At 67.0% G+C, this 588-nt stretch carries 1 protein-coding gene; it reads right to left on the bottom strand.

From position 1 onward, the window contains the following. Window positions 1–2: 2 nt before the first annotated feature. On the bottom strand, window positions 3–588 hold a 586-nt coding region (locus AC1DU6_RS34970; RefSeq protein WP_477863135.1), incomplete at its 5' end, for a phage terminase large subunit family protein.

The raw sequence follows: 588 nt of genomic DNA, 5'->3' as shown, positions 1-588 counted from the left end.
GCTCACAACACCCTGATCCTCGGCCCACCGCCGCGCGGCACCAGCGCCAGCGACGCGACGGCCCAGACCATCGCATCCAGCCGATCCGGCGAATGGCCCGACGACAGCCCCGAACTCGCGAAGTCGCACATCTCGTCTTCCAGCGCGGCAAAACTGCCGGCATGCTTCACACGGCCCTGCTCGTACAAGGTCGCCACCGGCTCGGCGCGCAGCCACTTGCCGCGCAAGGCGCGCACCGGCGTCACAGGCACAGTATGGTCCACCTCGTTGATCACGCTGCGCACCATCTCGCCGCCCTGGTTGACTTCCACCACCAGCGCGTCGGCCTCCAGCCTGCGCCACAGCGCAATCGCCTTGTTGGCCCAGGCCGTCGGCGTCACTGACGAGACGGTGTCATCGGCCATCACATAGACAATGCCGTCCTCGGAGATCCCCGCCGCGACGATGCCGCAGGCATCCGCACGTTTGCCAGACGACACTGGCGGATCGACAGCCACAACGATGCGCTGCATTGGCGGCGCGTCGTGCACGCGGCATTGCTCGAGCAGTGCACGCGACCACAATGCATCGGGCCGATCCTCGATGATC

This window comes from Roseateles sp. P5_B10, assembly GCF_056400485.1.
The sequence above is the reverse complement of the archived record's forward strand: the minus strand, read 5'-3'. Positions and strand labels throughout refer to the sequence as shown.